The 25,311-nt window shown below is 52.4% G+C and carries 31 protein-coding genes; 10 read left to right on the forward strand and 21 right to left on the reverse strand.

The genetic code is table 11. The features are described 5' to 3' along the window. Positions 1-103: 103 nt before the first annotated feature. Together NMD08_RS10225 and NMD08_RS10230 are read left to right on the forward strand one after the other, a co-directional pair. Positions 104-1,015 (forward strand): DUF808 domain-containing protein, encoded by a 912-nt coding sequence (locus NMD08_RS10225; protein ID WP_370620115.1) that lies wholly within the window; start codon positions 104-106, stop codon positions 1,013-1,015. A 77-nt stretch (positions 1,016-1,092) separates the two neighbouring features. Next, positions 1,093-1,275: a YodC family protein gene (locus tag NMD08_RS10230; protein ID WP_151224641.1), complete on the forward strand. Its 183-nt coding sequence runs from the start codon at positions 1,093-1,095 to the stop codon at positions 1,273-1,275. A gap of 206 nt (positions 1,276-1,481) precedes the next feature. Here NMD08_RS10230 and yodD read toward each other — a convergent pair whose 3' ends face one another. After that, entirely contained in the window at positions 1,482-1,709 is a 228-nt protein-coding gene (gene yodD / locus NMD08_RS10235; protein WP_003030417.1) for a YodD family peroxide/acid resistance protein, read from the reverse strand. 163 nt (positions 1,710-1,872) lie between these two features. Between yodD and dsrB the strand changes: the two genes are divergently transcribed. Beyond that, on the forward strand, positions 1,873-2,061 hold the full coding sequence (gene dsrB / locus NMD08_RS10240; RefSeq protein WP_003030419.1) for a protein DsrB: 189 nt from the start codon (positions 1,873-1,875) through the stop codon (positions 2,059-2,061). A gap of 54 nt (positions 2,062-2,115) precedes the next feature. Here dsrB and rcsA read toward each other — a convergent pair whose 3' ends face one another. The 14 genes from rcsA to fliF form a co-directional block, all read right to left on the reverse strand. After that, a complete protein-coding gene (gene rcsA, locus NMD08_RS10245) occupies positions 2,116-2,739 on the reverse strand; it encodes a transcriptional regulator RcsA (protein WP_103771252.1) in 624 nt (207 codons plus the stop codon). A 288-nt stretch (positions 2,740-3,027) separates the two neighbouring features. Next, on the reverse strand, positions 3,028-3,813 hold the full coding sequence (gene fliR, locus NMD08_RS10250; protein ID WP_151218915.1) for a flagellar biosynthetic protein FliR: 786 nt from the start codon (positions 3,811-3,813) through the stop codon (positions 3,028-3,030). 8 nt (positions 3,814-3,821) lie between these two features. Next, entirely contained in the window at positions 3,822-4,091 is a 270-nt protein-coding gene (gene fliQ / locus NMD08_RS10255; RefSeq protein ID WP_003030425.1) for a flagellar biosynthesis protein FliQ, read from the reverse strand. A gap of 9 nt (positions 4,092-4,100) precedes the next feature. Then, a complete protein-coding gene (fliP, locus tag NMD08_RS10260; protein WP_151218914.1) occupies positions 4,101-4,838 on the reverse strand; it encodes a flagellar type III secretion system pore protein FliP in 738 nt (245 codons plus the stop codon). After that, positions 4,838-5,215 carry a flagellar biosynthetic protein FliO gene (gene fliO, locus NMD08_RS10265; RefSeq protein ID WP_370620203.1) on the reverse strand — a complete coding sequence of 126 codons (378 nt, stop codon included), beginning with the start codon at positions 5,213-5,215 and terminating at the stop codon, positions 4,838-4,840. The genes fliP and fliO overlap by 1 nt, the downstream gene beginning before the upstream one ends. After that, positions 5,215-5,628, reverse strand: coding sequence for a flagellar motor switch protein FliN (gene fliN, locus NMD08_RS10270; RefSeq protein WP_003030433.1), 414 nt, complete (start codon positions 5,626-5,628; stop codon positions 5,215-5,217). Before fliN ends, fliO begins: the two co-directional genes overlap by 1 nt. Next, on the reverse strand, positions 5,625-6,629 hold the full coding sequence (fliM, locus tag NMD08_RS10275) for a flagellar motor switch protein FliM (RefSeq protein WP_048218013.1): 1,005 nt from the start codon (positions 6,627-6,629) through the stop codon (positions 5,625-5,627). Before fliM ends, fliN begins: the two co-directional genes overlap by 4 nt. A gap of 4 nt (positions 6,630-6,633) precedes the next feature. Further along, positions 6,634-7,101 carry a flagellar basal body-associated protein FliL gene (gene fliL / locus NMD08_RS10280; protein WP_016153493.1) on the reverse strand — a complete coding sequence of 156 codons (468 nt, stop codon included), beginning with the start codon at positions 7,099-7,101 and terminating at the stop codon, positions 6,634-6,636. Between the two features lie 104 nt (positions 7,102-7,205). Continuing rightward, positions 7,206-8,420, reverse strand: coding sequence for a flagellar hook length control protein FliK (gene fliK / locus NMD08_RS10285; protein WP_210904641.1), 1,215 nt, complete (start codon positions 8,418-8,420; stop codon positions 7,206-7,208). Then, on the reverse strand, positions 8,417-8,860 hold the full coding sequence (gene fliJ / locus NMD08_RS10290; protein ID WP_016153491.1) for a flagellar export protein FliJ: 444 nt from the start codon (positions 8,858-8,860) through the stop codon (positions 8,417-8,419). Before fliJ ends, fliK begins: the two co-directional genes overlap by 4 nt. A 21-nt stretch (positions 8,861-8,881) precedes the next feature. Beyond that, positions 8,882-10,252, reverse strand: a complete 1,371-nt coding sequence (fliI, locus tag NMD08_RS10295) for a flagellar protein export ATPase FliI (RefSeq protein WP_047410431.1) — start codon at positions 10,250-10,252, stop codon at positions 8,882-8,884. Next, entirely contained in the window at positions 10,252-10,959 is a 708-nt protein-coding gene (fliH, locus tag NMD08_RS10300; protein WP_151218912.1) for a flagellar assembly protein FliH, read from the reverse strand. Before fliH ends, fliI begins: the two co-directional genes overlap by 1 nt. Further along, positions 10,952-11,950 (reverse strand): flagellar motor switch protein FliG, encoded by a 999-nt coding sequence (gene fliG / locus NMD08_RS10305; protein WP_003030443.1) that lies wholly within the window; start codon positions 11,948-11,950, stop codon positions 10,952-10,954. Before fliG ends, fliH begins: the two co-directional genes overlap by 8 nt. Further along, positions 11,943-13,625 carry a flagellar basal-body MS-ring/collar protein FliF gene (fliF, locus tag NMD08_RS10310; protein ID WP_151224638.1) on the reverse strand — a complete coding sequence of 561 codons (1,683 nt, stop codon included), beginning with the start codon at positions 13,623-13,625 and terminating at the stop codon, positions 11,943-11,945. The genes fliG and fliF overlap by 8 nt, the downstream gene beginning before the upstream one ends. A 216-nt stretch (positions 13,626-13,841) precedes the next feature. Here fliF and fliE point away from each other — a divergent pair, with 216 nt between their 5' ends. Further along, the gene (fliE, locus tag NMD08_RS10315) at positions 13,842-14,156 is read left to right on the forward strand and encodes a flagellar hook-basal body complex protein FliE (protein ID WP_370620116.1); all 315 of its coding nucleotides are present in this window, start codon (positions 13,842-13,844) and stop codon (positions 14,154-14,156) included. 55 nt (positions 14,157-14,211) lie between these two features. On the opposite strand, the gene yedF is transcribed toward fliE, so the two are convergent. Beyond that, the gene (gene yedF / locus NMD08_RS10320; RefSeq protein WP_000790504.1) at positions 14,212-14,445 is read right to left on the reverse strand and encodes a sulfurtransferase-like selenium metabolism protein YedF; all 234 of its coding nucleotides are present in this window, start codon (positions 14,443-14,445) and stop codon (positions 14,212-14,214) included. After that, the gene (gene yedE / locus NMD08_RS10325) at positions 14,442-15,668 is read right to left on the reverse strand and encodes a selenium metabolism membrane protein YedE/FdhT (RefSeq protein WP_373276874.1); all 1,227 of its coding nucleotides are present in this window, start codon (positions 15,666-15,668) and stop codon (positions 14,442-14,444) included. Before yedE ends, yedF begins: the two co-directional genes overlap by 4 nt. 164 nt (positions 15,669-15,832) lie before the next feature. On the opposite strand from yedE, the gene yedD reads away from it, so the two are divergent. Beyond that, positions 15,833-16,246, forward strand: coding sequence for a lipoprotein YedD (yedD, locus tag NMD08_RS10330; RefSeq protein WP_151218908.1), 414 nt, complete (start codon positions 15,833-15,835; stop codon positions 16,244-16,246). Between the two features lie 40 nt (positions 16,247-16,286). On the opposite strand, the gene amyA is transcribed toward yedD, so the two are convergent. The 4 genes from amyA to fliD form a co-directional block, all read right to left on the reverse strand. After that, positions 16,287-17,774 carry an alpha-amylase gene (gene amyA / locus NMD08_RS10335; RefSeq protein WP_252837692.1) on the reverse strand — a complete coding sequence of 496 codons (1,488 nt, stop codon included), beginning with the start codon at positions 17,772-17,774 and terminating at the stop codon, positions 16,287-16,289. Between the two features lie 68 nt (positions 17,775-17,842). Then, complete coding sequence (gene fliT, locus NMD08_RS10340) at positions 17,843-18,214, reverse strand: flagella biosynthesis regulatory protein FliT (protein ID WP_151218906.1); 372 nt, start codon at positions 18,212-18,214, stop codon at positions 17,843-17,845. After that, positions 18,214-18,621 carry a flagellar export chaperone FliS gene (gene fliS, locus NMD08_RS10345; RefSeq protein ID WP_086503972.1) on the reverse strand — a complete coding sequence of 136 codons (408 nt, stop codon included), beginning with the start codon at positions 18,619-18,621 and terminating at the stop codon, positions 18,214-18,216. Before fliS ends, fliT begins: the two co-directional genes overlap by 1 nt. A gap of 15 nt (positions 18,622-18,636) precedes the next feature. Then, positions 18,637-20,043, reverse strand: coding sequence for a flagellar filament capping protein FliD (gene fliD / locus NMD08_RS10350; RefSeq protein ID WP_210905231.1), 1,407 nt, complete (start codon positions 20,041-20,043; stop codon positions 18,637-18,639). 255 nt (positions 20,044-20,298) lie between these two features. On the opposite strand from fliD, the gene NMD08_RS10355 reads away from it, so the two are divergent. From NMD08_RS10355 to dcyD, 5 genes are all read left to right on the forward strand, one after another. Continuing rightward, positions 20,299-21,813 carry a flagellin gene (locus NMD08_RS10355; RefSeq protein ID WP_370620117.1) on the forward strand — a complete coding sequence of 505 codons (1,515 nt, stop codon included), beginning with the start codon at positions 20,299-20,301 and terminating at the stop codon, positions 21,811-21,813. Between the two features lie 162 nt (positions 21,814-21,975). Further along, complete coding sequence (gene fliA, locus NMD08_RS10360) at positions 21,976-22,695, forward strand: RNA polymerase sigma factor FliA (RefSeq protein WP_016153479.1); 720 nt, start codon at positions 21,976-21,978, stop codon at positions 22,693-22,695. Between the two features lie 57 nt (positions 22,696-22,752). Continuing rightward, positions 22,753-23,304 (forward strand): flagella biosynthesis regulatory protein FliZ, encoded by a 552-nt coding sequence (gene fliZ, locus NMD08_RS10365; RefSeq protein ID WP_048218004.1) that lies wholly within the window; start codon positions 22,753-22,755, stop codon positions 23,302-23,304. A gap of 100 nt (positions 23,305-23,404) precedes the next feature. Further along, entirely contained in the window at positions 23,405-24,205 is an 801-nt protein-coding gene (gene tcyJ, locus NMD08_RS10370) for a cystine ABC transporter substrate-binding protein (RefSeq protein ID WP_151218904.1), read from the forward strand. Positions 24,206-24,312: 107 nt separating this feature from the next. Continuing rightward, positions 24,313-25,299 carry a D-cysteine desulfhydrase gene (gene dcyD / locus NMD08_RS10375; protein ID WP_151218903.1) on the forward strand — a complete coding sequence of 329 codons (987 nt, stop codon included), beginning with the start codon at positions 24,313-24,315 and terminating at the stop codon, positions 25,297-25,299. The last annotated feature ends 12 nt before the right edge of the window (positions 25,300-25,311 follow it).

The raw sequence follows: 25,311 nt of genomic DNA on the forward strand, positions 1-25,311 counted from the left end.
CGTACTGATGTTAAAAAAATGTTGACCAGAAAGGTCAGTTTCAGCATTGCGTGTTTTACTTCATACTTATGGCTGCAAAAAAATAATATTGAGGATTAAAACTTTGGCAGGAAGTAGCTTACTGACCTTACTCGATGATATCGCCACGCTGCTGGATGATATTTCAGTCATGGGAAAACTGGCCGCGAAAAAAACGGCGGGTGTATTGGGGGATGACCTGTCGCTTAACGCGCAGCAGGTCTCGGGCGTGCGGGCGAACCGTGAACTCCCGGTAGTCTGGAGCGTGGCAAAAGGATCATTTATTAACAAAGTTATCCTTGTGCCATTGGCGCTATTGATAAGCGCCTTCATTCCGTGGGCGATCACCCCTTTATTAATGGTTGGCGGGGCGTTTCTCTGTTTTGAAGGGGCAGAAAAAATTCTCCATTCCTTGCAAGCGCGTAAGCACAAAGAGACTCCAGAGGAGCGCCAGCAGCGTCTGACAACGTTGGCGGCGCAGGATCCTCTCACCTTTGAAAAAGATAAAATCAAAGGGGCGATACGTACCGATTTTATCTTATCTGCCGAGATTGTCGCGATTACGCTGGGTATCGTCGCGGATGCGCCACTGCTGAATCAGGTGTTGGTGTTATCAGGCATCGCGTTAGTCGTAACCGTGGGGGTATACGGCCTGGTTGGGATTATCGTTAAGCTCGATGATATTGGCTACTGGCTGGCAGAAAAACGTAGCGCGCTTGCCCAGTTGCTGGGGAAAGGATTGCTGGTGGTCGCTCCCTGGCTGATGAAAACCCTCTCTGTGGTGGGTACGCTGGCGATGTTTTTGGTCGGTGGTGGAATCGTGGTACACGGGATATCACCGTTGCATCATGCGATTGAACATTTTTCCCAACAGCAAAGTGCATTGATTGCGCTAATGCTTCCGACCCTGCTGAATCTGGTGCTCGGTTTTATCATTGGCGGGGTCGTGGTGCTGCTGGTGAAAGCCGTCGCCAGACTACGCGGAGTTTCGCACTAATTGTCGCAGAGATGATTACGCAAAACGCCTCTTTGTCGTCTAAGGTGTAAAGGTTTCTCTTGATACAGGAGGCAGGTATGGTCTTTTCTGTCAGTGAGGAAGTCACCTCCAAAGAGGGGGGCCCACGCATGATCGTTACCGGGTATGCCAGCGGAATGGTGGAATGTCGCTGGTACGACGGCTTTGGCGTCAAACGGGAAGCATTCCGTGAAGATGAACTGGTGTCGGGTGAGCGAAGATCGCTCTGCCAGGATGCCTGAACACCTGGCTTGAAGGTAACCTGGTGAACTCTCAACCATTAGTTATATTTATCATTTTGGTGAGAATTATTTACTTGTCAGGCAAAAAAATTGCAGATAAGGTTTGTTTCACATCAGATTTCCTGGTGTAACGAATTTTCAAGTGCTTCTTGCATAAGCAAGCTTGATCCCGACCCGATAAGGGCCGGGATTTTTTTCGCCCTCAGTCAGCGATTGATCTCCGACACGCTAAAATCATGGATATCAAGCTCGAACGCGTCGGCAAGTTCATGCCATGTATGGTAATCACGCCCATCGACGCTGACGCGTTCCGGGTCATCCTGACTACGATGAATCTCACTCTCGCAGATTTCGTTGATTGCCTTCAGCAGCGCGTCCACATCGACGCTGACTTCACGTTTGGCCGTATCGCTGTACTCTTTCGCGGTTTTCATCCTCATACCTCTCAACCGTTAAGGATACCGGGGGAGCGTATCCCAACATCAGATACGCACAACTTAAGTATAGACCGTCGATAAAACCCGCAATCGCACGAGCCGGGCGCTGCCAGAAAAAGGAAATTGTTCTACACTGGCACAAAGCCACAGGAGGAAAACGATGAAGGTGAATGATCGGGTTACAGTCAAAACGGACGGCGGTCCTCGTCGGCCGGGCGTGGTACTGGCTATTGAAGAATTTAGTGAAGGCACCATGTACCTCGTTTCGCTGGAAGACTACCCGCTCGGTATCTGGTTCTTTAATGAGTCAGGTCATCAGGATGGTATCTTTGTGGAAAAAGTGGAGTGAGGTGAGTTCAGCTTTTTGATTCTGACTGGTGGAGTCGCCACCAGTCAGAACGTCTTAGCGCATATTCACAAAGATACCATTGGTAACGTTATCTGTGAGTCTCACAACGTGATAGATCACTTGCTTATTATGCGTCTTTATCTTTCGTTTTATATTCCCCTTATGGGATGACACGGTTTTGGCTTTGATATTCATTTGATCTGATATCTGTATTGTTCCCTGGCCCTCCATCCACATGCGTAGCATACTGGATTCGGTGCGGCTTAATGACAAGGTCGGCAGATTTACATCAATGACAATATCCACTTCCTTTTTCAGAATATCGCCAAGGAGTTCATCCAGTGAATCTGGTTTAATCGACTTAGAACTGATCAATAAGTTTTTTCTTACTAATAAATATTCATCAAAATGCACATTGGCAATTGCCATAAACACAATAAATAATGTGCCGGGATGCTGATTAATGATTTGCTTTATTTGCTGGCTGTTAGCAGGATCGTGGATAAAGCAGTCCTCATTAATAAACACCACAGCGGGTTGCTGAGAGACACAGGCGAGGCTGAGCTCATCAACGCTGGAAATGTTGTTGATTTCCCTTTTTTTCACTCCCCGACTCACCAGATATCCGGTCAAACCTAGGCGGGTGTAACTGCATAAATCCATAATAATCGTTGACATGGCATACCCTCACTCAATGCGTAACGATAATTCCCCTTACCTGATTATTTCATCACAACTAAACGGAATAATAACGACCTAAGATGACGCTTTCGCTGTTTTTCAGGCGAAATTACTATCCCGTAAAGTTGCGTATAATTTGCCAGGAAACATCTTAAAGTAAAGTAAATGTTGCTTTATGTGAGTGAGACAAAAACAAATAAGCCGCGACAGGTATATCCTGGTGGATGTTGCTGCTTTTTAAATTTAGGATAATCCTTAGTAAAACAGGATAAAAATTAAGGGTTATTATTTCCCGGGCATTTCGCTGACAATATCAGCCAACAAATTAAAAATCTCGCTGAATAATCGCTCGCAGAACGGCGCAATTAATGGCATCAGGGCCGCCATTAATGAAATACCCACGGCAAGGGTGAGTGGAAAACCGATGACGAAAATCGACAGCTGCGGCGCCATGCGATTCAACAAGCCGAGTGCAAGGTTGAGTGTGAGTAGCAGCGTCATTATCGGCAGGGCCAACATGAGTCCGTTGAGGAAAATCAGGCTACCCGCACGCGCCAGCGCGAGAAAGGCATTACTGTTCACCGGATTACCGCCGATGGGCAACGTATGAAAGGTATCGACCAACAGCGAAATCAGCCACAAATGGCCGTTAAAGGTCAGGAACAACAGCATCGCGAGCATGTCGATCAGTCGCGCCAGGACCGGCATATTCAGACGGCTACCAGGGTCGAAGAATGTTGCAAATGAGAGGCCCATTTGCAGACCAATTAATTCCCCGGCGGTGCGCACTGCAGCAAACGCAAACTGCATGGTAAAGCCTAAGGCGATGCCGATGAGGATCTGTTGCATTGCTTGCCATAACGCTTCAACAGAAAAGATAGGGACATCTACCGGGGGAATCGACGGGGCGATAACGACGGTTATCATCAATCCCAGCCCCAGTTTTACCCGTTTGGGGATGGCGCGCTCGCTGAGAATAGGAGCCGTCGAGATGAGTGCCAGGATGCGCAGCAAAGGCCAGAAGTAAAGATTCAGCCAGTGGAGCCACTCAACGCTGGTCACCTGCAACATAATGTCATCTACCCGATGATATAAGGGATATTGCTGAACAGCGTACGCACGTAGTCGAGCAGCAGGTTAAGCATCCACGGGCCGGCAACGATGATGGCAATAAAAACCGCGACAATTTTGGGAATGAAGGACAGCGTCATTTCGTTAATCTGGGTCGCAGCCTGCAGAATACTAATGATTAGACCCGTGACGAGGGCGACCAACAGTAAAGGTGCGGCAAGGGCCAGGGCGACTTTCATCGCCTCTGTGCCCATCATCATGACCGATTCAGGAGTCATTTCGCGCCTCTAACTGTAAAAGCTTTGTGCCAGCGAGCCGACAAGCAGCTGCCAGCCGTCCACCAGTACAAACAACATCAGCTTGAACGGCAGCGCGATCGTGGCGGGTGGAACCATCATCATCCCGAGCGCCATCAGCACGCTGGCGATAACCAGGTCGATAATCAGAAACGGAATAAAAATGGTAAAGCCTATCTGGAATGCCGTTTTCAGCTCGCTGGTGACATAGGCCGGAAGCAAAATCCGCATCGGTACGGCTTCTGGTCCCTGTAGTGGACCGCTGTTTGCCAGACGGGCGAACAGCGCCAGGTCTGCTTCACGGGTTTGGCGCAGCATAAACTCACGCAGCGGTTGCGCGCCTTTCTCCATGGCTTCCTGCATGGAGATCTTCTCTTCGCTGAAGGGCTGATATGCATCGACGTAGATTTTGTCGATTACCGGCGACATGATGAAAAAGGTCAAAAATAGCGCCAGCCCGAGTAGCACCTGGTTTGGCGGCGCAGAGGGTGTTCCAAGCGCATTTCGTAGCAGGCCGAAAACAATGATGATGCGAGTGAAGCTGGTCATCATCAGCAAAATGGCGGGTAAGAACGTCAGCGAGGTGATAAACACCAGCGTTTGCACTGGCAAAGACCAGCTTTGTCCGCCGCCTGGCAGCGGCTGGCTAACCAGGCCTGGGAGCTCGGCGAGGGCAACGGGGCTGAAAAGCCATAAGCCTGCCAGCGTGAGGAATAACAAACGGCGCATCAGGGTCTCCCGGGACGCTTGAGCAAACTTTTCATCATGGCCTGGAAATCCGCGGGGGAGGCCGTTTTTTCTTCTGCATCGGCAAGGACCGGGGGCAGGGTGTGCAGGACGTTAATTTGCGAGGCGGTTACGCCCAGCACCAGCCGTGCATCTTCAACCTCAACAATCACCACGCGCTCACGTGGGCCCAGTGAGGTACTCGCCGCAACTTTCAGTCCGCGCGTACCGGCGCTTTTGGGAGCAAATCCCAGACGTTTAATGGCCCAGGCCGCAGCCAGGATCAATACGATAATCCCGAGCAGCGCACCGCTGACCTGCACCAGCGGTGAGCCGGGGACGGCGGCTGGCTGAGAAACTGTCGCCTGGGTATTCATGATTAACGGCTCAGGCGGCGCATACGTTCAGAGGGGGTAATAATGTCGGTGATACGTACGCCGTATTTATCCGCGACGACTACCACTTCACCCTGAGCAATCAGATAGCCGTTGATCAGAATATCCAATGGTTCGCCAGCCAGACCATCCAATGCGACGACCGAACCCTGCGTCAGGCGCAGCAGCTCTTTGATGGTCATACGGGTACGGCCTAATTCGACGGTTAGTTTGACCGGAATGTCCATGATCAGGTCGATGTCCTGCAAGGCACCGCTGACGTCGCCGCCACCTAACTGCTGGAATACCGCATCGGCCGCACTTTTGGTAGGCGTGGTTTTTTGCTCGTTTAACGCGTCAGCCCACAGATCGTCCAATGCGCCAGTGTTCTCATCGGACGGATTATTCATATCACTCATTTGGGCTGTTCCTCATTCAGCGAATTCAAAATCGGGTTTATCAGATGTTCTACGCGTAACGCATACTGACCGTTCACAGTGCCATACTGGCTGGTCAGTACAGGCACGCCGTCCACATGAGCAATAATGCGGTCGGGTTTTTCAATCGGCAGTACATCGCCGGGTTTTAGTTTTAAAATCTGGGATAGCCGCAGCGGAATGTCGGCAAAGTTTGCCACCAGCTCCAGCTCAGAATGCTGAACCTGACGCACCAGATTATTGCGCCAGTTCTGATCTTCATTACGCGAGTTTTCCAGCGGTGGATTCACCAGCAGCTCGCGCAACGGTTCAATCATGCTGAATGGCAGACAGATGTTAAATTCACCGGTCAGGTTACCAATCTCAACGTGGAATGGGGTATTCACCACAATGTCATTTGGCGAGGTGGTGATATTGGTAAATTTCACCTGCATCTCCGAACGAACGTATTCCACTTCCAGCGGATTGATGGCCTTCCAGGCATCGCTGTAGCCTTCCAACGCCAGCTTCAACATGCGGTTGATGACGCGCTGTTCGGTATGGGTAAATTCACGACCTTCCACTTTCGTCGGGAAGCGGCCATCGCCGCCAAACAGGTTGTCTACAGCGATAAATACCAGACTCGGAGAGAACACCACCAGACCCGTACCGCGCAGTGGCTTCAGGTGGATTAAGTTCAGGTTGGTCGGAACGGGTAAATTACGCGCAAATTCGTGGTAGGGCTGGATACGGATCGCACCCACGGTAATATCCGGGCTACGGCGTAACAGGTTAAATAATCCCATACGGAACTGGCGCGCGAAGCGTTCGTTAATGATCTCCAGCGCCTGTAAACGCTCACGTACCACGCGGCGCTGGGTGTTGGGATCATAAGGACGAATATCGCTTTCTTTTGCGATACCGGAAATGGGTTCGTCTTTAGTCTCGCTATCGCCGTTAAGCAATGCGTCGATTTCAGCCTGAGAAAGAATACTGTCGCCCATGTCTTTACCGCAGAATAAAAGCTGTATAAAGAACGTCGGTGACAACCTGTTTGGGTTGTCCAACAACGAGCGGAGTCGCGAGCGTCTCTTTGATGGCGGCAATCAACTGTTGCTTACCCTCCTCAGTGGCAAGCGTGGCTGCGTTCTGACGAGAGAACAGCAGCAGCAAGCGGCTGCGTACTTCTGGCAGATATTCGTTCAGACGTGAACGCGTTGCTTCGTCTTTCATGCGCAACGTGATACCGATATACAGCACTCGGTCCGCATCACCCAAATTGACGGTAAAAGTGTCCAGCGCGAAGAACACCGGGGCAGGCGGTGGAGCCGGTTCCGCTTTGACGCTGGCGGACGGCTGCTGCTGCATGCGCCAGTAGCTATACCCCGCAGTTGCGCAGGCGGCGAGGGTAATTAATACCAGCAGAGGGATCCAAATAGCGCGTTTACTTTTTTTGTTAATCGCGGAGTCAGTCATCAGATACGGGCTTCCTGTTTCGGTACAGCTTATGGGCTGATTATCCCGTGTCCTGTCCACGACAAAGCGTGGAAAAGACGCGGATAATCATGCTACCTCTGGCGTTAGGCGAAGATGTCTACAGCTCCATCACCACGTGCTGCGGCTTGCAGTGAGGCAGGCGTTGCCAGTACGGCGTCATCTTCAGCGGCAAAAATATCTTGTCCCTGGGCGCGACCCGCCTGCTGTTGCTGCCCGGAGGATTGCTGATTGCCAGCAAAACTTTCGCTGCTGATATTGCTTTGTCCAAGCTGGATCCCGCTTTCAGCCAGTTGAGTTCGCAGCATTGGTAACGCAGCTTCCAGCGCTGCGCGCACGTGACTGTGCGGCGAAACCATTTGCAGCTGAGCGAGGTTATCATCCAGTTTGAGGGAAATATGCACCTGGCCCAGGTCCTGCGGATGCAAGCGCAGTTCTGCGCTTTGCTGACCCTGGCGCGTGAACAGCGTAACGTGCTGACTTAGTGCTTGCTGCCATTCGTGGCTTCCCAATGGCGCGCTAAGCACCGGTGCGGCTGTCGGTAACGGTTGTGCATGGGGCTGCGGGCCGCTTAACGGCGCCGCCGTCACGCCAATGCTGGTCGGTGAAGGGGTGCTTTCAATTTCTGCTCGGGTCGCCGCCGCTGCCGTCAGCGGGGTTAGCGTCGGAGTGTTGGTCTGATCTACGCTACCACCAGGTGCCGCATTATTCGCTTTGCCTTTTTTGGCATCACCGGGCAGCAAATCGCCCGCGTTATCAGCGATAGCGCCATGTGCCGTGCCGCGTGTTAACGTTGAAAGCGTCGCATCAACAGGTACAGGCGTGCTGTCAACGGCTGGTGTGGTCAGCGGTTGGCCTGGCAGCATAGCGAACAGCGCGCTCAGGTTGGCGAGATCGTCATCGCTCAGCGAGGTGTTTTTTTCATCCTGCTGAGTCACTTTACCCAATGTTGTCATAGCATTCGCTTTCAGCGATGGCGTGAGGGCTGACAACAGTTGCTGGGCGTCAGTCATGTCGGCAAGGGATGCATCGCTATGTATCTCTTTTTGCGCCAGCAGTTCACTTAACTTGAGCGACGGTGTTGGGTCACCATTTTTTTGTAACAACCCTTTTTGCAGTTTGCTGCCTGCCGCCTGTAAATCGGCCAGCGACAGCGGGGCGGCTTTACCTTGTGCGTCGCCCACACCTAATGCGCCAGCCAGTATCGCTAAAAAATCCTCGGGTGAATCTACCGCTTTGCCTGACTGAAGACCTGCGGCTACATCGGTGTCGGTAGTAATCAGTTGGGGTAAAGTAATCATTCGGGTTTCCTCATAGCTGCGCGCTGAGCAAATTCATCCATCTTTTTCTGATCCAGGCGGTTTTCGGCCAGTAATGCCGCCGAAGTTTGTCTGTCCTGCAGTGTCTGCCACGCCTGTAAACGTTGTTTTTTGTCGCGCCAACTGTTCAATGCCTGGTCTACTTTCTGCGTCCATTGATTGAGCTGTTGGCGATGTTGCTCAATCGCTTTTTCCAGCGTCTGAATAAATTGTTGGTAATTGATCCAGCGATTGCTGGTAATACCCTGGCCCATGTCGCTGTTCAGATTGTTGCGATACTCATGCTGATAATCGATCAGCATTTTCAACTGCTCTTCCGCCTGCTGACAGCCACGACGCATCTCTCCCAATAAGACAGCGGCGTCATCTACCTCTTTTTCAGCCAGGTCTTTCAATGTTGCTAATGCACCATGTTGTGCCATGACCTATGCTCTCCTGCTTAATCACACACCAGGGAAAATCAGTTCTAAAGCCTGCAGAGAATCTTCCCAGTCAGCTCTTTCAAAAATACCTTGCTGTAAGAATGCTTCCAGTTGTGGCCATAAGGCGATGGCTTTATCCAGCATCGGATCGCTGCCTTTGGCATATGCGCCCACGCTGACCAGATCGCGGTTGCGTTGGAAGCTGGATAACAGCTGTTTAAAGTTACGCACCCGCGCATAGTGTTGTTCACTAATGAGCGCGGTCATGGCGCGACTAATAGAAGCCTCAATATCAATAGCCGGATAGTGGCCCGCCTCAGCCAGATGACGGGACAAGACGATGTGGCCGTCCAGAATCGCGCGCGCGGAATCGGCAATCGGATCCTGCTGGTCGTCGCCTTCAGTCAGTACCGTATAAAATGCGGTGACTGAACCGCCGCCGTGAATGCCGTTCCCGGCACGTTCGACCAGCGCCGGTAATTTAGCGAATACCGAGGGTGGATAACCTTTCGTTGCCGGTGGTTCGCCGATCGCCAACGCGATCTCACGTTGCGCCATCGCATAACGGGTGAGGGAATCCATAATCAGCAATACGTGCTGTCCGCGATCGCGAAAATCTTCGGCGATACGCGTGGCATAAGCCGCGCCTTGCATACGTAACAGCGGCGAAACGTCTGCCGGAGCGGCAATCACCACCGAGCGTGCGCGACCGTCAGCGCCGAGAATATTTTCAATAAAATCTTTAACTTCGCGACCGCGCTCGCCAATCAGACCGACGACGATAACATCGGCCTGGGTATAGCGCGCCATCATGCCGAGCAGGACGCTTTTACCGACGCCGGAACCTGCGAAAAGACCCATACGCTGACCGCGTCCGACGGTTAACAATGCGTTGATAGGGCGTACGCCAGTATCCAGAACGTGTTCAATCGCGGTGCGTTGCAGGGGGTTAAACGGCGGTGTAATCAATGCCCCCGTTTCGGTGGTGTCCGGGGCGGGCAGGCCGTCGAGCGGTTTTCCGCTGCCGTCAAGCACACGCCCGAGCAGAGCAGGGCCAAGCGGTAATTGCTTCCCGCTTTGCAGACCTTCTCCGGCAATGTTCTTTGCATACACGCGTGCGCCGGGCAGAACGCCTTCGACCTCTTCGAGCGGCATCAGAAACAGACGTTGGCCGTTAAAGCCCACGACTTCACTTTCGACTTCCTGTGTTTCGTTGCCGTCCTGACGTTCAATGACGCAGGTGGCGCCCAGCGGCAACTGTAGACCTGTGGCTTCCAGTACCAGCCCGGTGGCACGAGTCAGGCGGCCATAACGGCGTACCGCAGGCAGCAGCGACATTTTCTCTTCGAAGTTGTCCAGCGTATTGAGCCAGCGAGTCAGGCGTGTGGTCATTACACGACTCCTGGCGCTGCCAGACGGCAGAGTTCTTGCCAGCGCGTGGCGACGCTGGCATCCAGGTCGCCCTCGTCGGCGGAGACTTTACAGCCGCCGTGATGCAGCGTCGGGTCGCCGCGAAGTCGCCAGCCGTGCAGACTGAGTGTGGCACCGAGCATTTCTTCCACACGCTGGAGATCGTCGGGATGTACGCGTAGCTGCGGCTTACCGCTAAACAGCGGTTCCTGTTGCAACAGCTGTTGGATTTGCTTAATCAGCGCAGCGTTGTCCACGATTGGCGTCTGACCAATAACCTGACGCGCCGCTTCCAGCGCCATTTGCATCAGGCGTGAGGCAATGACGCTGTCCAGCGCATCCAGGGTATTCTGAAACTCGCTCACCAACTGCTGCATGCGGGCATGGATGGGGGCATGCTGCGCGCGTGCCTGGGCCTGGCCTTGTTCCAGCCCCTGACTCAGCCCCTCCTGATAACCTTGTTCATGACCCTTTTGGCGACCTTCTGCCAAACCCGCGTTATAACCTTGCTCATGGGCTTGCATTTGCAACTGTGCGAGCTGCTGTTCAAGCTGTTGCTCAGGGGAAAGCTCTGGCTCTTCTGTCTCTTCTGACAGCGGCGTTTCGCTGTGGTCGGCCAGTACGAACTCCGCCATCGGTGGGGCGAGGTCGTCCGGGGTCCAGACTTTCCACGGCAATTCGTTAGACATAGGTATCCTCGCCGCTGCCTATCACCATCTCGCCGGTTTCTGCCAGACGACGCACAATAAGCAGGATTGCTTTCTGTTCGTTTTCCACCTGCGACAAACGCACCGGACCGCGGTTGGCGAGATCGTCGCGCAGAATATCGGCAGCACGTTGCGACATGTTGCGCAGGAACTTCTCGCGTAGCGGCTGTTCGGCACCTTTCAGAGCAATCAGCAGTGATTCGGAATCCACTTCCTGCAGCAGGCGCTGAATACTGCGATCGTCGACGTCCACCAGGTTCTCGAACAGGAACATCTCGTCGATAATTTTCTGCGCCAGTTCGCCGTCGAATTCGCGTACGGCGGTAATAACCGCTTCTTCCTGCTGAGTTTTCATCAGGTTGATAATTTCTGCCGCCGTTCTCACGCCGCCCATTTTGCTGCGTTTGAGATTCTGGCCATCGAGCAGGCCGTTTAGTACCTCGGTCAGTTCTGCCAGCGCGGCAGGCTGGACGCCGCCGAAAGTAGCGATACGCAGCATCACGTCGTGACGTAAACGTTCGTCGAACAGCGCCAGAATATCAGCCGCCTGGCCCCGCTTGAGGTGTACCAGAATGGTGGCGATAATCTGCGGATGCTCGTCGCGGATAAGGTCGGCGGCGCTTTGCGGCTCCATAAAGTTGAGCGTTTCAATACCGCTGGTAGTATCGCGGGTTTCCAGAATGTCTTCCAGCAGGCTGGAGGCGCGTTCTTCGCCCAACGCTTTCACCAGTACGGAGCGCAAATATTCGTTAGCGTTGATATTGAGCGCGGCAAACTGCTCGGCTTCTTGTTCAAACTCGGCCAGTACTTCCGTCAACTGCTTGTTGGAGATCTGGCGTACGTTCGCCATCGCTGTACTGAGCGCCTGAACTTCGCGCGTGGAGAGGTGCTTAAACACCTCCGCCGCGCGATCTTCGCCAATGGTCATCAACAGAATGACGCTTTTGTCGGTACCGGTAAGGGCATTACTCATGATCGTTACTCATCCACTGGCGAATGACCAGCGCCACGACGCGCGGATCGTTATCTGACATTTCACGAATACGTTGGCTCATGACTTCTGCGCCCAGACGCTGGTTCGTACGACGTTGCTGAGTCTGCTCGTCTTTGCTGAGGCGAACTTCTACCGCTTCTTCGGTTTCCTGACGGATACGTGTTTGTTCTTGTATCGCTTTCGCTTCTTCGTTACGACGGACCAACTGTGGGCGAACAGCCTTACGCCACAGGATCCAGGCCACCAACAGAACCAGCAACCAACGGCCAGCGGACATTAACTGATCGATAAAGGACTGCTGTTTCCAGAACGGAAGTTCGCCAGCTGAGTCATCAGTCGCCGTGAAGGGAGAGTTCACCACGTTCAGGGTGTCACCACGCTTGTCGGAGAAACCCATCGCCTCGCGGGTCAGATCCTCAATCTGCTTCATCTGCTCGGCGGTCAACGGCAGCGGTTTGCCGTCTGGCAAGGTTTTATAGTTGACGACTACTGCCACCGAGAGACGCTGCACATCGCCAACGTTCATTTTGGTGTGGCGAATCGTACGGTCGACTTCATAGTTGCTGGTTTCATTGCGCTGAGTACTGCGCGGGCCCGCATTATTACTGTTATTCGTCGCTTGCGCGTTTTGCGTATTTTGCGCGTTTTGCTGATTCGCCGGTGGGTTGGCGATTGGCGCAGTATTGGCGGGTGCTGGCTGATTAGACAATGCGCCCGGCACGCCGCCTGGTGCTCCACTACCGATCTGCTCACTGACGTTCAACTGACGAGAACGCAGCACGGCCTGAGACTCATCGCCGTTTGGACGGTACTGTTCTTCGGTTTGCTCTTTATTGGCAAAATCAAGCTGCGCGGTGACTTGCGCATGAACATTACCGTTGCCGACAATTGGCGACAGAATCGATTCGATACGACGCTGAACGCGGCCCTCGACGTCGCTGGCGTATTTCAGCTGCGCATCGTTAAGGTCGCGGCTGCTGGTGTTCGACTGGGTTAATAAATGCCCCGCCTGGTCGACCAGCGTAACGTTGCCTGGCGGTAACCCTGCAACAGCGCTGGATACCAGATGCGTGACCGCACTGATCTGACCTTCATCCAGTGCACGACCCGGCTCGAGATTGACGGTGACGGAGGCAGAAGGCGCTTTTTGCTCACGTACAAACAGCGATGGTTTTGGCATTGCCAGATGCACGCGGGCGCGTTTTACCGGTCCCAGTGTTTCGATGGTACGGGCTAATTCACCTTCCAGTGCGCGCTGGTAGTTGACCTGCTCGCTAAACTGGCTGATACCAAACTTTTCCTGATCCAGCAGCTCAAAACCCACCGCGCCGCCTTTGGGCAGGCCTTGCTGCGCCAGACGTAAACGCAGTTCATGGACTTTGTCGGCAGGAACTTCAATCGCGCCGCTTCCCTCAGTGAAACGATAGGGAACGTTCATCTGCGTCAGTTGGGTAACAATTGCGCCACCGTCCTGATCGGAAAGATTGCTGAACAGCGTACGGTAGTCAGGCGCTTTGGCCCACAGAACCATCGCCACGATGATAGCGACGGCAGCGGCTCCCGCCACAATCAGAGGAATTCTGGGATTCGCGCGCAGGCGATTTAACCACTCGAGAGGTTTAAGCTGGGTTGCAGTCGATGCTGTCGCACTCATCTCGCACCTCGTGGCTTATCGTGGACGGCGTTTTTTGCAAAGTGGAACAAGACTCACTCCCGGGTCAGCAAACTCGAAAAATTGACGGTCTCATTATTTGCGGTTTCGAATTTTTCTATGCGTTAAAAACCGTGGTTTTTTATCGTTATTTAACGCCTTTATCTTATTGACTAACTGGTAATCTCAACTACGTAAAAAATCATCCAGGGGATCAGAATGTCGGCAATACAGGGGATTGAAGGGGTTATCAGCCAGCTACAGGCTACGGCGATGTCAGCAAAAATGCAGGATATGCAGCCACAACCGACCGTCAGCTTTGCCGGTCAACTGTATGCGGCGTTAGACAGGATCAGCGATGTGCAAACCGCGTCACGTGTGCAGGCTGAGAAATTTACCCTCGGTGAACCGGGTATTGCGCTGAATGATGTGATGACCGATATGCAAAAAGCGTCAGTTTCAATGCAAATGGGGATTCAGGTGCGTAACAAACTGGTGTCGGCGTATCAGGAAGTGATGTCGATGCAGGTGTAGGTTTAACGTGCAGAGATTGTTTGCCGGATAAGCGCAGCGGCCATCCGGCAACCAGTTACTTCTGGATCAAATAGCGAATCGTTGGGCCATCCTGCTGAATATCCAGCACCGTATAGCCGTGATTGCGCGCATCCAGTGGAATATTGTTGATTGACTGCGGGCAATCGCTTACCACTTCCAGAATTTCACCTTTCTTCAATTGCGGCATCGCTTCCAGCGTGGCAACAGCCGGGTACGGACACGGCTCGCCGACCATATCGAGGCGATAATCAGGCACGATGTTTTTCATACAGACTCCTTGGCAGGCGTCAGCCCTGCGCGACGGAAGAAGCGTTTTTCCCAGCCGATAATCAGCATCAGCGCGGCAAACAACAGCAGATAGGTTACCAGCAGACCGCCGAGCGGACCGAAGGTGTTGAGCAGATTCACTTTGTCCCAGTTGGTGGCAAGCGCGGGAGCAAAATCATCCCAGTAGTAAGCCAGAATGGTCGAGCCAATAACGTTGCCCAGACCAACCCACCAGTAATGTACCTGACCTTCAACGGCGCGGTACATCCAGCCGGTTTCACACCCGCCCGCCAGCACAATACCGAAGCCGAACAGCAAGCCGCCGATCACTGCATTTGGACCCGCCCACATGATTTTAGGCTCGACGCCCAGTTGCACGTAGCTAAAGATACCGATGGCGCTGACCGCCATCCCGAAGATGATCGCTTTTGCCATATGAGTGCGACCGGAAATCCACAGGTCGCGGAAGGCGGAGGTGAAGCAGATTTGCGCCCGTTCAATCAGCAGACCGAACCCAACGCCAAATAGCATCGCCAGACCGAGCTTGGGTTTATCCATCGCAGTCAGTAATGCCCAGCCGATCATGCCGATAAACACCAGCATGCCGAGGCGGAAACGGCGACGGGCCTGCTCCGGTTTTTGGGTTAGCGGAGAAGCGGCGGAAACTTTCTGCATTTTGACCGGAATACGAAACATCGGCAGCAGGGTAAAGCGTGCGCCAAACCAAGAGCCAATTGCCGTTGCCAGCGCGAAAAACCAGGCGTGTAGCGAGAACTGCGGAATGCCGGTGAAGAATGCGGCCAGGTTGCAGCCCATCGCCAGCCGGGCGCCGAATCCGGCGATCATCCCGCCGACAACGGCCTGCATAATGCGCACCCGGCTGCGTGGCATGCGCAATTTGACGTTGTTGGCCCACAGCGCGGCGGCAAAACAGCCCCCGAACATACCGAGGATCATCATGCCGTCAATGCGGGTCAGGGGAGAACCTTCGAGATGAATCAGCTTGTAATATCCCCACTCTTCGGCGTGAACGCCAAACAACTGCAGGATTTGACCACCCCAGCGAGTGAATTCGCCGGTAACGGCCCAGAAGGTTCCCGTAATGCCGAAATAATAAGTGGAGAGAATACCCGCTGCGATGACCGCAGGGGCGGGGGCCCAAAATTTAATTAACCAGGCCTGTTTGAAGTGTTGCCATGACATGCGTTTTGCCTCTGAACTCAGAAGGTATGTAACAAGAAGTGTGGATACTACACCGATCAGAATTTTTGACTATGAGTAATAAGAGGTAACACTGCCTGGATCAATCTTTATCAACACCGCTGAAAGGCTGGCGACATCAGGCCTTTAATGCCACAATCCCATTTTCTTCGCATGCAGGATGAATGATGAAAAAATTAGCAATCGTTGGTGTATTTCTGGCGCTAACCGGATGCGCCGAAGTAGAAAATTATAACGACGTGGTGAAGACGCCAGCGCCAGCGGGTCTGGAAGGGTACTGGCAGTCAAAAGGTCCGCAACGCAGCCTGGTGAGTCCGGAAGCGATCGCCAGTCTGGTGGTAACAAAAGAGGGCGATACGCTGGACTGTCGCCAGTGGCAGCGAGTGATCGCGCTGCCGGGCAAGCTAACGATGCTCTCTGGCGATCTCACCAACGTGACGGTGAAACGCGAGCTGTATGAGATTGAGCGTGAAGGTAATACGCTGGAATATGACGGTATGACGCTGCAACGGGTCGATCGCCCAACGCAGGAGTGCGCTGACGCGTTAAAGAAAACGCCGCTGGCTACGCCACTGCCATAAGTCGTACGCCCCGGTAGCCCATGGCCACCGGGGTTGAGTTTTAAATCACTTCTTCAATGACCCACACGCTGACGCTCCCGCCGTTACAATAAAATGTTGCTTCGCCGTTATCATCGGTAACCACGCTTTCCTCGCGATTACCCAGATAATCACGCCAGGTTTTATTGCCGTAATTCGCGCCGAGATTGATGGTCTTTTCTCCGTCATCGCCGTTAGACATAACAACCACACAGCCTGGATCGTCGTCCGTTCCGCTGCGACTAAAGGCGATACAGTTAGGATGATCGAAAAAGAGCGTCTGTACCCCATGCGCGAAGCGCTGGCGCGCGAGGATCAGTTCATCAAGCTGTTCAATGATCGGCATATCGATAGGATAGGTTTCGCCATCGCCGCCGGTGTCTTCGTAATGTGCGCCGTAGAGGTCAGGATAGAAGACTGACGGCACGCCGTTTTCGCGCAACAGGATCAGCGCATAAGCCAGTGGCTTAAACCACGGCTCGACGGGGGCTTCCAGCGCCTGCAAGGGTTGGGTGTCGTGATTGGCAACCAGCGTGACGGCATGAAACGGATCGGCTTCCACCAGGGTGTCGGTGAAAATCTGACTCATGTCGTAATCGCGACCCTGACGGGAGGCTTCGTGGAATTTCATCTGCAAAGGGGCGTCGAACAGCATGGTTTTTCCCTCCACCTGATTGATGTAGGTTTGTAGCTTATCGACTTCGTGGGACCAGTATTCGGCGACGATAAACAGCGGCTTGGGCGCCACCTCCTGCACGTGCTCAATCCACTCTTTATAAAACCATGCCGGGATGTGTTTCACGGCATCTAAGCGAAAGCCGTCGCACTGGGTTTGTTCCATTACCCAGCGTGCCCAATATTTGATCTCCTCGGTCACGGCGTGATTACGGAAATCGATGTTTTCGCCCATCAGGTAATCAAAGTTACCCAATTCATCATCAACCTGATCGTTCCAGCCTTCGCCGGTGTAATCGTTAACGATTTTAAAAATACCGTCTTCGGTTGGGTTCTCGATATGGTCAATGCCGCTGAAGCATTTAAAGTCCCAAATGAATTGCGAGTACTGGCCTGCGCGGGCAGGGAAGGTGTAGCGCGTCCAGCCTTCGCATTCAACGATCTCATCGTCTATTTGTGTGCGATCGTCGGCGTTAACCCGTTGGACGCGGATATTCTCTTTCTCATCCGCGCCCATTTTGTGGTTAACCACTACGTCCAGCAGGACGGCAATATCATTGTGTTTCAGTGCGTCTATCGCTGCCAGCAGTTGATTCTTATCGCCGTATTTGGTGGCGACGGTTCCCTTTTGGTCAAACTCACCCAGATCAAACAGATCATAAGAGTCGTAACCCACCGAATAACCGCCAGAAGCGCCTTTATAAGCGGGGGGCAACCATACCATGTTGATGCCGATGTCATTGAGCCCGTCTGCGCGTTCGGCAAGCTCGGGCCACAGTTGACCGCCATCGGGGTAATACCAGTGAAAAAACTGCAATAACGTGGGATTTTTCATCTTCCGTGCTCCAGAAGTCGTTTGGCCGACCTCTGGAGTATGGAAGATTATTCAGACGAGACGGGAAATTATTGTGGGGTAGTGGGGGCGTCGGGGACTAACAGCATGCCGGAAAGACGGCCATAGGCGTTATTTAGCGTCTTCTGGCGGGTCGATTGACCGATGAGATTGCTGAGCTCATCCAGGCGCTGCTGCAACAATGTTTTGAGTAACTGTTCGTTATCCAGCGTCTGTTTAATGTACCCGGCGGCTAAATCCTGAATACTTCGCGTAATGCCTGGTGGAGTTTGCTCTTCCATGACCACTTCAATACTTTGCAGATAGGTAACTTCCTGTTCCAGTAAAAGGTCCCATTCACCGCGCTGCGCCAGTTCCAGCAGTGAGTGACTGAGCAGCGCGATGCGCTGCCAACGGTTGATAAACTCCACGGCTGAGGTCATTAACGAGACTCCTGGGACGTCGCTTTCGGTGAGATCTGTTTCCAGGCTTCCGCAATGTTGCCGAGCAACCCTTCGACTTCTTCAATAGCCTGACAATCATTACGCAAGTTAGCTTGCAGTAAACGGCGGATCATATAGTCGTACAGTGAGGACAGGTTGGTGGCGATTTCGCCGCCATTCTCTTGATCCAGCCCCGCTTTCAGACCATTGTCGATAATGTTAATGGCTTTACTTAAGGCCTCGCCTTTAGCGACGATATCGCCCTGTTGCATAAACAGGCGAGCGCGCACCAGGGCACTGTTCGCGCCATCAAACAACATTTCGATCAACTGATGCGGACTGGCGCTCATCACGCCACTCTCTATGCTGACTTGTGCATAGGCTTTGGTACCGCTCGCGGTATACATGCTTACCTCGTGTTATCAGGAATTACTCATGGCTGAAAATTGTTGACCCAGATAAGTACTGGTGCTGTTCAGCTTGCTCATCATGCTATCAAGCTGAGTAAACTGTGCTTTATAGCGCGCGACGGTATCGTCGATACTATTGCTGACGGCCAGATATTGTTTGGTCAGTTTTTTTAGTGTGGCGTTAATATTGTCCTGGGCTACGTCAATAATGCCGTCATCGGCAAGGTAACCTTTTACTTCAGTGGCAATTTTTGTGGTAATCCCGGTTTCTTTGCCATCACCAACCAGCAACTGACGTGTAGCCGCGGTATTATCTTCCAGTGCTTTTTTCAGCTTGGTGTCATCAATTTTCAGTTTGCCGGACGTTCCGTCTGTGGTAATCCCGATTTCGCCTAACGTTTTAAATGCACCGTCGCCAGCACCGTTGGAAAATTGGGCGCGGATCCCTGTCTGGATAGTACGTACTGCGCTGTCACCGAGCAGAGCACCGTTATTGGTGTCCTGAGTTTCGGCCCCTGGATCTACTTCGGTGTATTTGGTCAGCGTTGAGAAGGTATCCAGCAGCGAGTTGTAGGCATCAACCCACCCTTTGATCGCTTCCGTTGCTTTATCATTGCTCTTGGTGACGGTGAGGCGCGCGTCGGTGACCACTTTGGTCAGATTCAGCGTTACGCCCTGCGGAGCATCGGTAATGGTGTTGCTTGGGCGTTCAATATCAATACCATTAACCTTTAACAACGCATTTTTGGCTTCCACCAGCTGTTTCATATTTCCGCTGCCAGCGGTGCTGTCGTAGGCCAGTAAATCATTGAGCTTACTGTCGCCGCTAACCGAAATGGTCATCTTATTATCGACACCGCTGTCGGCCGTTAATACCAGCTGATAATCATTTTCCTTAACTTTCACGATACTGGCGGAAATACCGCTGTCAGCGTCGTTAATGGCATCTCTAATTCCTTCAAGTGACGTCTGGTTTTTGCCTAACTTAATTTCCAGAGGTTCTTTACGACCTTTTTGCTCGATTTTAATCGTGCGGGTGTCAGAGGAAGTGTCACCTAACGCCTCTTTCACTGAACTGATACCGCTTTTCGTCGTTAATGATTGCGCCTGCGCCAGTTGCGTCACGCTAATCATATAGGTTCCAGCCGCTGCGCCGGCAGAGGTCGATGCCGTAAGATCTTCTGTACTGCTGGTGACGGTGGTGCTTTTAAACAGATCAGCGCTATTTAATGTGGTATTTGCCGTCTGGAATTTTTCCAGCGCGCTTTTTAGCGTCCCGTAGGCCGTCAGTCTCGCAGTGTTTGAACTCTGCTGCTGAGTAATTGGAGTTAAACGTTTTTTTTCAGCAGTCGTCAGATTTGTCAGCAATGTATCCAGCGGTAAGTTTGAGCCGACGCCCAATGATGTAAATGAAGGCATGCCTAATTCCTTGTGATTGCAAACAGTAGTTAAGCGGGTTATCGGCAATCTGCGCGCAAAGTTTAATGATAGTTTTGCAAAAATAATGCGCAGAATAATGGCATATAAAGAGGGTATTTCAGGGGCTAAGAAAAAAGAGGGCGGAAAGTAAAAATTTTCTAAAGTTCGAAATTAACGTGCCGATACATGGGTTACGGTGAGAAACCGTGGGCAACAGCCCAATAACATCAAGTTGTAATTGATAAGGAAAAGATCATGGCACAAGTCATCAATACAAACAGCCTGTCGCTGTTGACCCAAAACAACCTGAACAAATCTCAGTCTACTCTGAGCTCCGCTATCGAGCGTCTGTCCTCTGGTCTGCGTATCAACAGCGCGAAAGACGATGCTGCTGGTCAGGCGATCGCTAACCGCTTTACCGCAAACATCAAAGGTCTGACTCAGGCTTCCCGTAACGCCAACGACGGTATCTCCATCGCGCAGACTACTGAAGGTGCGCTGAACGAAATCAACAACAACCTGCAGCGTGTACGTGAACTGACTGTTCAGGCAACTAACGGCTCCAACTCCGATAGCGACCTGACTTCCATCCAGAACGAAATCACTCAGCGTCTGGGCGAAATTGACCGCGTATCCGGTCAGACTCAGTTCAACGGCGTGAAAGTGCTGGCTCAGGACAACACCCTGAAAATTCAGGTTGGCGCTAACGACGGCGAAACTATCTCCATCGACCTGAAAAAAATCGATACTCAGAGCCTGGGTGTATCTGATTTCCGCGTGAACGGTGCGCAGAAAGCCACTGCCAGCGATCTGATCTCCAAGTTTGGTGCGACTGGTACTGATAACTACAGTGCTTCCGTAAGTGTTGGTGGTGCGGCTGCCGCGGTAGTCAATACTGTTACTGTTGATGTTAAAACTCAGGGTGTACAGGTTGGCGGCAAAGACATGTATGTTAGTGCCAAAGATGGTGGCTTAACAGATAGTGCGACTCAGGCGAATACAGCTTCTACTATTTATACGACCACTGCCACACAAAACAGTAGCGCCGTGAGCATGGCAAAATTAGGTGCTAATGCTAAAGCTGGTGATAAATTCACTTATGATGGTATGGAATTTACAGCTAAGGCTGATGCTGACGCATTTGGTAATGGTACCTACAGTGCTAAAGTTGATGGCAAAACGGTTACCTTTACTGTTGCTGCTGAGGATGCAACGGGTACTAAGGCCACTGTTAAGACTGACGTAGCGCTGTATGCTTCTCAAAACGGAACATTGACGACTAGCGCAACAACCGCAAACAAAGCCGCTACGGTTACTGATTTGCAAAATGCTAACGCAACCAAAACTGGCAGCACGCTGAAAGCGAGTGGTGCAACTTATAACGTTGATATTGATGGTAACGTGACCACTGGCGCTAAAACCATGTATGTTACTACCGATAAAAACGGTAGCCCTAAACTGGTTAACGAAGACGTTGCTAAAGCAAGCACCAGCACTGCAGATCCGCTGGCTGTACTTGATAAAGCTCTGGCACAGGTTGATGCACTGCGTTCTGACCTCGGTGCGGTGCAGAACCGTTTCGATTCTACCATCACCAACCTGGGTAACACCGTTAACAACCTGACTTCTGCTCGTAGCCGTATCGAAGATGCCGACTACGCGACCGAAGTGTCCAACATGTCTAAAGCACAGATCCTGCAGCAGGCAGGTACCTCTGTACTGGCACAGGCCAACCAGGTTCCGCAGAACGTTCTGTCTCTGCTGCGTTAATTTACGCTTATCGTGCAAACCCCGCTCCGGCGGGGTTTTTTACATTCGGCTTTACCCATAACCCCTAAATAACCCCCCATTTCACCCACTATTCACCCGATTAAAACCCCTGCAGAAACGGATAATCATGCCGATAACTCATTTAACGCAGGGCTGTTTATCGTGAATTCACTGTATACCGCTGAAGGTGTAATGGATAAACACTCGCTGTGGCAGCGTTATGTACCGTTGGTGCGTCACGAAGCATTGCGCCTTCAGGTGCGTTTGCCGGCGAGCGTAGAACTGGATGACCTGCTACAAGCGGGCGGCATCGGGTTATTGAATGCCGTGGACCGATATGACGCTTTGCAAGGAACGGCATTTACCACTTACGCAGTGCAGCGTATTCGTGGAGCGATGCTGGACGAACTACGTAGCCGGGATTGGGTGCCGCGTAGCGTTCGGCGCAATGCTCGCGAAGTGGCCCAGGCGATGGGACAACTGGAGCAGGAATTAGGGCGTAACGCGACGGAAACCGAGGTGGCGGAGCGTCTGGCTATTCCTGTGCAAGAGTATCGTCAGATGTTGCTTGATACCAATAACAGCCAACTCTTCTCCTACGACGAGTGGCGGGAAGAGCATGGCGATAGTATTGAGCTGGTGACGGAAGAACATCAGCAGGAAAACCCGTTACAGCAGCTACTTGAGGGTAACCTCCGCCAGCGCGTGATGGACGCGATCGAGGCGTTGCCGGAGCGCGAAAAGCTGGTGTTAACGCTGTACTACCAGGAAGAGCTGAATCTGAAAGAGATTGGCGCGGTACTGGAAGTCGGGGAGTCACGGGTCAGCCAGTTGCACAGTCAGGCCATCAAACGTCTACGCACCAAGCTGGGTAAGCTATAGGGGTACATCATTACCCCTGAACAATGCCGCATTACGAATTGACTACCAGGAGTTCTCATGACGGTGCAGCAATCAAAAAGACGGCCTCTAAGCCGCTATCTCAAAGATTTCAAACACAGCCAGACGCATTGCGCCCATTGCCTCAAGTTGCTCGACCGGATCACGCTGGTTCGCCGCGGGAAAATTGTCAATAAAATCGCCATCGCTCGCCTGGACACGTTGCTGAACGAAGCCGAGTGGGAACAGGAGAAAAAAGAGTGGGTGGCGCTATGTCGTTTTTGCGGTGATTTGCACTGCAAGGAGCAGAGCGACTTTTTTGACATTATCGGTTTCAAACAATTTTTATTTGAGCAGACTGAAATGAGCCACGGTACAGTCCGCGAATACGTTGTCCGCCTGCGCCGCCTCGGGAATCATCTCACCGAACAAAACATCTCTCATGACCTGCTGCAGGAAGGCTTCCTCGACGAAAACCTTGCCCCGTGGCTGCCGGAAACCAGCACCAACAATTACCGTATCGCCTTACGTAAGTATGAGCAGTTCAAAGCCCATACCCATATGGGACATATGCAGAAATCCTCCTGGACAGCCAGTTCTGATATATATTAAAAACGAATAAGGTGTAACAGAGTCGTGTTTGTGGATCACCGCAAACGCTTTACACTCTAGTCATAAATGATAGTCACTAATGACAATATTCGGGGTAACTATGAAATTAGCACTTCTGGGACGTCAGGCTCTGATGGGTGTAATGGCTGTTGCACTTGTCGCCGGAATGAGCGTGAAGACTTATGCAGATGAAGGTCTGTTAAATAAAGTTAAAGAGCGCGGCACGCTGCTGGTGGGCCTGGAAGGGACCTATCCCCCGTTTAGTTTTCAGGGCGATGACGGCAAACTGACCGGTTTCGAAGTGGAGTTCGCCGAGGAACTGGCAAAGCACCTTGGCGTGAAAGCCACGCTGAAACCGACCAAATGGGACGGTATGCTGGCTTCTCTTGATTCCAAACGTATTGACGTGGTGATCAACCAGGTGACCATCTCTGACGAACGTAAGAAAAAATACGATTTCTCTACCCCGTATACGGTCTCCGGCATTCAGGCACTGGTGAAGAAAGGCAATGAAGGCGTTATTAAGACCGCCGCCGATCTGAAAGGTAAAAAAGTCGGCGTTGGTCTGGGCACCAACTATGAAGAGTGGCTGCGCCAGAACGTACAGGGCGTGGATATTCGTACCTATGACGATGACCCGACCAAATATCAGGATCTGCGCGTAGGCCGTATTGACGCCATTCTGGTTGATCGTCTGGCCGCGCTTGATCTGGTCAAGAAAACCAAAGATACGCTGGCCGTCACTGGCGAAGCGTTCTCCCGCCAGGAATCCGGCGTGGCGCTGCGTAAAGGCAATGAAGATCTGCTGAAAGCGGTTGATGCAGCCATTGCTGAAATGCAAAAAGACGGTACGCTGAAGGCTCTGTCTGAAAAATGGTTTGGAGCGGATGTGACGAAATAATCGTCACCCGATGAAAAAAGGCGCCTTTAACAGCGCCTTTTTTTATTTCATTGCGCCTGAACGTGCATAATAAAAAGAACATCACAACAACGAATACCGGAGGCTATATGCCACTGCATAACTTAACGCGCTTTCCACGTCTGGAATTTATTGGCGCGCCAACGCCGCTCGAATATCTTCCGCGCTTCTCAGACTATCTCGGGCGCGATATTTTCATCAAACGCGATGACGTCACGCCGATGGCCATGGGCGGAAATAAGCTGCGTAAGCTGGAGTTTCTGGCCGCAGACGCGCTGCGTGAAGGCGCGGATACGCTGATAACCGCAGGTGCGATTCAGTCTAACCACGTTCGCCAGACAGCGGCGGTTGCGGCTAAACTTGGTCTGCACTGCGTGGCGCTGCTGGAAAATCCGATTGGCACCACGGCGGAAAACTATCTTAGCAATGGCAACCGTCTGCTGCTGGACCTGTTTAATACGCAGATCGAAATGTGCGATGCGCTAACCGATCCGAATGCGCAGTTGCAGGAGCTCGCGACGCGGATTGAAGCGCAAGGGTTTCGGCCTTATGTGATCCCGGTTGGGGGGTCTAATGCTTTGGGTGCGCTGGGCTACGTGGAAAGCGCGCTGGAAATTGCCCAGCAGTGTGAAGGGGCCGTTTCGCTCTCTTCCGTGGTGGTCGCGTCGGGTAGCGCTGGAACGCATGCCGGACTGGCGGTGGGGCTGGAGCAACTGATGCCAGACGTTGAACTTATCGGTGTGACCGTCTCGCGCAGCGTGGCGGATCAAAAACCCAAAGTTGTTACGCTGCAGCAGGATATTGCCCGTGAACTGGAGCTGACGGCCACTGCGGATATCCTGTTATGGGATGATTATTTTGCGCCGGGCTACGGTACGCCAAACGAAGAGGGCATGGAGGCAGTAAAACTGCTGGCGCGCCTCGAAGGCATCTTGTTGGATCCGGTTTATACCGGCAAGGCAATGGCGGGTCTTATTGACGGCATCAGCCAGAAACGCTTCAAAGATGAAGGGCCAATTCTCTTTATCCATACTGGTGGGGCGCCTGCGCTGTTTGCCTACCATCCTCACGTGTAACGACCAGGTAGA

Source organism: Citrobacter meridianamericanus (assembly GCF_041320245.1).
GTDB classification, from domain to species: domain Bacteria; phylum Pseudomonadota; class Gammaproteobacteria; order Enterobacterales; family Enterobacteriaceae; genus Citrobacter; species Citrobacter meridianamericanus.

Bases quoted from the DNA above. Each gene is read 5' to 3' on its own strand.
- fliD (WP_210905231.1), bottom strand. From the start codon at position 20,043: ATGCCTTCATTTACATCATTGGGCGTCGGCTCAAACTTACCGCTGGAT.
- fliK (WP_210904641.1), bottom strand. From the start codon at position 8,420: ATGATTACTTTACCCCAACTGATTACTACCGACACCGATGTAGCCGCA.
- dsrB (WP_003030419.1), top strand. From the start codon at position 1,873: ATGAAGGTGAATGATCGGGTTACAGTCAAAACGGACGGCGGTCCTCGT.
- fliS (WP_086503972.1), bottom strand. From the start codon at position 18,621: ATGTATACCGCGAGCGGTACCAAAGCCTATGCACAAGTCAGCATAGAG.
- fliT (WP_151218906.1), bottom strand. From the start codon at position 18,214: ATGACCTCAGCCGTGGAGTTTATCAACCGTTGGCAGCGCATCGCGCTG.
- amyA (WP_252837692.1), bottom strand. From the start codon at position 17,774: ATGAAAAATCCCACGTTATTGCAGTTTTTTCACTGGTATTACCCCGAT.
- fliJ (WP_016153491.1), bottom strand. From the start codon at position 8,860: ATGGCACAACATGGTGCATTAGCAACATTGAAAGACCTGGCTGAAAAA.
- tcyJ (WP_151218904.1), top strand. From the start codon at position 23,405: ATGAAATTAGCACTTCTGGGACGTCAGGCTCTGATGGGTGTAATGGCT.
- fliI (WP_047410431.1), bottom strand. From the start codon at position 10,252: ATGACCACACGCCTGACTCGCTGGCTCAATACGCTGGACAACTTCGAA.
- fliM (WP_048218013.1), bottom strand. From the start codon at position 6,629: ATGGGCGACAGTATTCTTTCTCAGGCTGAAATCGACGCATTGCTTAAC.
- fliP (WP_151218914.1), bottom strand. From the start codon at position 4,838: ATGCGCCGTTTGTTATTCCTCACGCTGGCAGGCTTATGGCTTTTCAGC.
- fliG (WP_003030443.1), bottom strand. From the start codon at position 11,950: ATGAGTAATGCCCTTACCGGTACCGACAAAAGCGTCATTCTGTTGATG.
- fliH (WP_151218912.1), bottom strand. From the start codon at position 10,959: ATGTCTAACGAATTGCCGTGGAAAGTCTGGACCCCGGACGACCTCGCC.
- yedF (WP_000790504.1), bottom strand. From the start codon at position 14,445: ATGAAAAACATCGTGCCTGATTATCGCCTCGATATGGTCGGCGAGCCG.
- fliR (WP_151218915.1), bottom strand. From the start codon at position 3,813: ATGTTGCAGGTGACCAGCGTTGAGTGGCTCCACTGGCTGAATCTTTAC.
- rcsA (WP_103771252.1), bottom strand. From the start codon at position 2,739: ATGTCAACGATTATTATGGATTTATGCAGTTACACCCGCCTAGGTTTG.
- fliZ (WP_048218004.1), top strand. From the start codon at position 22,753: ATGACGGTGCAGCAATCAAAAAGACGGCCTCTAAGCCGCTATCTCAAA.
- NMD08_RS10230 (WP_151224641.1), top strand. From the start codon at position 1,093: ATGGTCTTTTCTGTCAGTGAGGAAGTCACCTCCAAAGAGGGGGGCCCA.
- fliF (WP_151224638.1), bottom strand. From the start codon at position 13,625: ATGAGTGCGACAGCATCGACTGCAACCCAGCTTAAACCTCTCGAGTGG.
- fliN (WP_003030433.1), bottom strand. From the start codon at position 5,628: ATGAGTGATATGAATAATCCGTCCGATGAGAACACTGGCGCATTGGAC.
- fliQ (WP_003030425.1), bottom strand. From the start codon at position 4,091: ATGACTCCTGAATCGGTCATGATGATGGGCACAGAGGCGATGAAAGTC.
- dcyD (WP_151218903.1), top strand. From the start codon at position 24,313: ATGCCACTGCATAACTTAACGCGCTTTCCACGTCTGGAATTTATTGGC.
- yodD (WP_003030417.1), bottom strand. From the start codon at position 1,709: ATGAAAACCGCGAAAGAGTACAGCGATACGGCCAAACGTGAAGTCAGC.
- fliL (WP_016153493.1), bottom strand. From the start codon at position 7,101: ATGACTGACTCCGCGATTAACAAAAAAAGTAAACGCGCTATTTGGATC.
- NMD08_RS10355 (WP_370620117.1), top strand. From the start codon at position 20,299: ATGGCACAAGTCATCAATACAAACAGCCTGTCGCTGTTGACCCAAAAC.
- yedD (WP_151218908.1), top strand. From the start codon at position 15,833: ATGAAAAAATTAGCAATCGTTGGTGTATTTCTGGCGCTAACCGGATGC.
- fliE (WP_370620116.1), top strand. From the start codon at position 13,842: ATGTCGGCAATACAGGGGATTGAAGGGGTTATCAGCCAGCTACAGGCT.